Consider the following 5,716-nt stretch of genomic DNA (forward strand, 5'->3'; position numbering starts at 1 on the left):
GGCCACGACATCGACCACCCCGCCCAGCAGCTCGGCACCCAGATGCGCCGCCAGCGCGGCCGGGGTCGGATAGTCGAAGACCAGCGTCGCCGGCAACACCAGCTCAGTAGCCGCGTTCAGCCGGTTGCGCAGCTCCACCGAGCTGAGCGAGTCGAAACCCAGTTCCTTGAACGCCCGGTCTGGAGCAACCGCCTGCGCCGAACCGTGCCCGAGGACTGCGGCCACGTGCCCCAGCACCAGGTCCAGCAGGGTCTTCTCCCGCTCCGCGACCGGCAGCCCCGCCAGCGACCGCGCCAGCACGGAACCCGCCACGGCACGACCGGCCTCGACCGTCCTGCGCACGGTGCCCCGCACCAGACCACGCATCATGTGCGGCACCGGCTGCGACCGCGCCTGGCGACGCAGCACCGACAGATCCAGGGGAACGGGCGCGAGGAGCGCGCGGCCGGTGGAGGCCGCCGCGTCGAACAGCGCCAGGCCCTCGGCCGCGCCGATCGGGATCGCACCACCGCTGGTGATACGCCGCACATCAGCCTCGTCAAGGCTCCCGGCCATGCCGTCGGATGAGGCCCAGAGGCCCCAGGCGAGTGAGGTCGCGGCGAGCCCGGCGGCGTGGCGGTGCTGGGCGAGGGCGTCCAGGAAGGTGTTGGCGGCGGCGTAGTTGCCCTGGCCGGGGCCGCCGAGGATGCCCGCCACCGAGGAGAACAGCACGAAGGCCGAAAGGTCCAGGTCACGGGTCAGTTCGTGCAGGTGCCAGGCCGCGTCGACCTTGGGCCGGAAGACGGTGTCGATCCGCTCGGGGGTGAGTGAACCGATCGTGCCGTCGTCCAGTACGCCTGCGGTGTGGATGACCGCCGACACCTGGTGCTCGGCCAGCAGAGCCTTCAGGGCTTCGCGGTCGGCCACGTCGCACGCCGCGAAGGCCACCTCGGCGCCCAGCGCCACCAGTTCCGCACGCAGCTCGTCGGCGCCCTCGGCGGCAGCACCACGCCTGCTCACCAGGAGCAGGTTCCGCACACCGCGCTCGGCGACCAGATGCCGGGCGAAGAGACCGCCGAGCGTCCCCGTCGCCCCGGTGACCAGCACGGCACCGTCACCGAACTCGAAGCCCGGGTCGTCCGCCCTGGATGTCCGGGCCCTCGCCAGGCGGGGCACGCGTACGTCACCGGACCGCACCGTCAGCTGCGGCTCCCCCGTGGCCAGGGCAGACGGCAGCGCGTCCAGCGACGCCGTCTCCTCGTCGAGGTCGACCAGCACGAACCGTTCGGGGTTCTCCGACTGGGCGGAGCGCAGCAGACCCCACACCGCCGCCTGCGCGAGGTTGGGGGCGTCCTCCTCGGGGGTGGCGGCGATCGCGCCGTGGGTCACGAAGACCAGGCGCGACGCGGCGTACCGCTCGTCCGCCAGCCAGGCCTGGACCGCGTTCAGGGCCCAGTGCGCCGCCTCGTGCGCACCAGCCGCCGGGTCGGCTCCAGAGGAGACCGGGCACGGCAGGACCACGAGCTCGGGCAAGTCAGCCGAGGCCGCGAGCGCCTCCAGGTCGGTCCACTCGACCGTCGGGACATCGTCCCCGGCGGCCAGGGGAACCGGCACCCAGTCGACGCCGAACAGAGCATCCTCTTGGCCCGCGCCGGCGAACTGCTCCGACGGCAGCGGGCGCAGCACCAGCGAGTCGACCGTGGCCACCGGGGCACCGGAGCCGTCCGCGATCGTGAGCGCCACTCCGTCCGTTTCCGTGGATGCCAGTCGCACCCGCAGCGCCGTCGCGCCCGAGGCGTGCAGCCGCACACCCGACCACGAGAACGGCAGCCCGTCGGCGTCGCTGTCCGTGAGCCCGATGGCGTGCAGCGCCGCGTCCAGCAATGCCGGGTGCAGACCGAACCCGTCGGCCTTCACACCTTCCGGCAGCTCGACCTCGGCGAACACCTCCTCGCCCTTGCGCCAGGCCGACCGCAGGCCCTGGAACACCGGGCCGTACTCCAAGCCCGGCTCCGCCAGACCCGCGTAGCTACCTTCCAGGTCAACAGCCACCGCACCCGCCGGCGGCCACTCCACCAGCGACGTTCCGCCAGAGGGGCCGGCCTCGCTCAGCACACCGATGGCGTGCCGCCTCCAAGCACGGCCGTCCTCGGTGTCACCGGCGCTGGAGTGGAAGGTCAGCTCACGCCGGCCCGAGTCATCGGCCTCGCCGACCCACAACTGGACCCGCACCGAACCGTTCTCGGGCAGGACGAGCGGAGCCTCAAGCGTCAGCTCCTCTACCAGGTCACACCCGACCTGGTCCCCCGCGCGCGCCGCCAGCTCCACGAACGCGGCACCGGGCAGCAACACCGAACCACGCACCACATAATCGGCAAGCCACGGGTGGGACTGGACCGACAGCCGGCCGGTCAGCAGCACACCATCCGTGCCGCCGAGGGTGACGGTCGCACCGAGCAGCGGGTGCTCGGCAGCACCGAGCCCGGCCGCCGCGACGTTCCCGACCACCGGCAGGACATCGGGCCAGAAGCGCTCGCGCTGGAACGCGTACGTCGGCAGCTCGATCCGGCGTGCCCCACGACCTGCGAAGAACGCCGCCCAGGCCACCTGCACGCCGCACACGTGCAGGTGACCCGCGGCCGTCATCGCTGCCGCCGCTTCCGGCCGGTCAGCCCGCAGCACCGGTACGAATGTCGCCTCCGGTGCCGACTCCTGGCCCAGCGCGGCCAGGGTGCCACCTGGGCCGACCTCGACGAACGTGCCCACACCCTCAGCGACCAAGGCGTCAACAGCGTCGGCGAAGCGGACGGACTCCCGTACGTGCCGCACCCAGTACTCCGGCGAGGCCAGCTCATCGGCGCTCGCACGGACGCCGGTCAGCGTCGACACGATCGGGATGGCGGGCGCCTCGTAGGGCACCTCTTCAAGCACCCGGCGGAAGTCGTCGAGCATCGGGTCCATCAGCGGCGAGTGGAAGGCGTGGCTGACCTTGAGACGGGACACCTTGCGGCCCGCCTCGCGCCACTTCTCCGCAACCGCGTCCACGTCGGCGGCCACACCGGAGACAACCACCGAGGTCGGCCCGTTGACCGCCGCGATACCGACCGTCTCCGACAGGTCCGGGGCGATCTCCGCCTCGGACGCCTGCACCGCCACCATCGCACCGCCCGCAGGCAGCGACTGCATCAGCGCACCCCGCGCCGACACCACCTTCACTGCATCGGCCAGCGACCAGACACCGGCCACATGCGCGGCGGCCAGCTCACCGATCGAGTGACCCGCGAGCACGTCGGGGCGTATGCCCCACGACTCCAAGAGGCGGAACAGCGCCACCTCGACGGCGAACAGCGCCGGCTGGGTCACCCCGGTCTCGTTCAGCGCGTCGGCATCCTCGCCGAACAGCACCTCACGCACCCGCGGATCGCACTCGTCCAGCACGGCGTCCAGGGCGTCGCCGAACACCTCGTAATGCTCAGCCAGTTCACGGCCCATGCCCAGCCGCTGCGAACCCTGGCCCGAGAACAGGAAGCCCACCCGGCCGGGTTCATCGGCAGTTCCCGCGACCACGGCGCCGGTGGTCCGGCCCTCGGCGACCGCGGTAAGTGCGGCCAGGAACTCGGGCCGGTCATCAGCCACGATCACCGCACGCTGGGTCAGCGCCGACCGCGTCGTCGCGAGCGAGTAGCCGACGTCAACGGGCTCATACTCGTCCGCCACAGACAGCAGACGCTCGGCCTGACCGCGCAACGCATGCTCGTCGCCCGCCGAAAGCACCCAGGGCACCAGGCCACCGTCGCGCCTGGGCTCCGGAGCTTCCTCCTGCTCGATGGCGGGGGCCTGCTCGATGATGGTGTGCGCGTTGGTTCCGCTGAAACCGAACGACGACACGCCGGCCCGCAACGGCTGACCGGTCCGCGGCCAAGGGCGCGCTTCCGCCAGCAGTTCCACGGCACCCGTGGACCAGTCGACGTGGGGCGACGGCTCGTCCACGTGCAGGGTCTGGGGCAGCACTCCGTGCCGCATCGCCATGACCATCTTGATGACACCGGCGACACCTGCGGCGGCCTGCGTGTGACCGATGTTGGACTTGATCGACCCGAGCAACAGCGGCTCTCCGCTGCGGTCCTGGCCGTAGGTGGCGAGCAGGGCCTGCGCCTCGATGGGGTCGCCCAGCTTGGTGCCCGTGCCGTGTGCCTCGACCACGTCCACGTCGGACGGGGCCAGGCCCGCGCTCGCCAGCGCCTGGCGGATCACTCGCTGCTGGGAGGGACCGTTCGGCGCGGTCAGGCCGTTGGACGCGCCGTCCTGGTTCACGGCGGAACCCCGTACGACGGCGAGGACCTGGTGGCCGTTGCGGCGGGCGTCAGAAAGACGCTCGACGAACAGCATGCCGACACCCTCGCCCCAGCCGGTGCCGTCGGCGCCGGCGGCGAACGCCTTGCACCGGCCGTCCGTGGCGAGCCCGCGCTGGCGGCTGAACTCGATGAACGCGCCCGGCGTCGACATCACCGTCACACCACCGGCGAGCGCCATCTCACACTCGCCGGCCCGCAGTGCCTGCACCGCCAGGTGCAGGGCGACCAGCGACGACGAGCACGCCGTGTCCACCGTGACGGCCGGGCCCTCAAGGCCGAACGTGTACGACAGGCGGCCCGAGGCCACACTCGCCGCGTTGCCCGTCGCCACGTAACCGCCCACGTCCTCAGCGGCTCCGCCGAGCACCAGCCCGTAGTCCTGCACGTTGGAGCCGACGAACACGCCGACGCGCTCGCCGCGCAGCGACTCCGGGTCGACCCCGGCCCGCTCGAAGGCCTCCCAGGAGGTTTCCAGGAGCAGCCGCTGCTGCGGGTCCATCGCCAGCGCCTCGCGCGGCGAGATCCCGAAGAACGCCGGGTCGAAGCCGCCGACATCGGAGAGGAACGCACCGGACCGGGAGTACGAAGTACCCACCGAGTCCGGGTCGGGGTCATACAGGGACTGGAGGTCCCAGCCCCGGTCGGCCGGAAACTCCGACACCGCGTCCTCGCCCGAGAGCAGCACCTGCCACAAGTCCTCGGGGCTGGTGACACCGCCGGGGTAACGGCAGGCCATCGCCACGATCGCGATCGGCTCATCGGTGGCACCGGCGACCGCTGTGGGAGCAGATGTGGCAGCCATGTCCGCGCCGGACAGCTCGGTGCGGAGGTATGCGGCGAGTACGCCGGCGTTGGGATAGTCGTAGACCAGCGTGGCGGGCAGCGCGACACCGGTGGCCTCACTCAACCGGGCACGCAGCTCCACCGCCGTCAGCGAGTCGAAACCCAGCTCCCTGAACGCACGGGACGCCGAGAACGCATCCCCCGACACATGACCGAGCACCGCGGCCGCCTCATACCGCACCAACTCCGTGAGCTGCCGCTCCTGCTCAACCTCATCCAGACCCGCCAGACGCTGTGCCAGCGCCGACAGACCACCACCCTCAGCCACATCCGACGCGAACGCCGCCCGCACCTGCTCCAGTTCACCCAGCAGCGGACTCGACCGCCGCGCCATGAACGTCCCCGCGAACCGCTCCCAGTCCACATCAGCAACGATCACGTTGCCCTCACCCCGCTCCAACGCGGTCGCCAGCCCCGTGATCGCCACCTCCGGCGCCATCGTCGGCAGACCCCTGCGCCGCAACTGCGCCGCCGCATCCCGACCGGCACCGGCCACCATGCCGCCACCACCCCACGGACCCCACGCCACCGCCATCGCC

General features: G+C 71.9%; 1 protein-coding gene. It reads right to left on the reverse strand.

Going from position 1 to position 5,716, the window contains the following annotated elements; genetic code table 11:
- Window positions 1-5,716: type I polyketide synthase (locus tag IE226_RS43270; protein ID WP_229871975.1), on the reverse strand; the 5,716-nt coding region annotated here is incomplete at both ends.

Origin of the sequence: Streptomyces longisporoflavus, from assembly GCF_014649775.1 — a bacterium.
Lineage (GTDB): Bacteria > Actinomycetota > Actinomycetes > Streptomycetales > Streptomycetaceae > Streptomyces > Streptomyces longisporoflavus.